The 234-nt window shown below is 66.2% G+C and carries 1 protein-coding gene; it reads left to right on the top strand.

The genetic code is table 11. From position 1 onward, the window contains the following. Positions 1-234, top strand: a 234-nt coding sequence (locus ACAG21_RS28145) for a KR domain-containing protein (RefSeq protein ID WP_370499521.1), incomplete at both ends; no start/stop codon positions are given.

Here is a 234-nt window from a genome sequence, read left to right on the forward strand (position 1 = left end):
CGTCGCTGACACCGGGTCGAGTGGACACGGTGTTGCGGGCCAAGGTGGACGGCGCGTGGAACTTGCACGAGCTCACCCGGGACATGGATCTGTCGGCGTTTGTGATGTTCTCCTCGATGGCCGGCATCGTGGGGTCCCCGGGCCAGGGCAACTATGCCGCGGCCAACAGCTTCCTCGACGAATTGGCGACCTACCGGCGAGCGCACGGTCTGGCGGGATTGTCGATCGCCTGGG

The organism is Mycobacterium sp. pR1184 (assembly GCF_041287235.1).
Taxonomy (GTDB): domain Bacteria; phylum Actinomycetota; class Actinomycetes; order Mycobacteriales; family Mycobacteriaceae; genus Mycobacterium.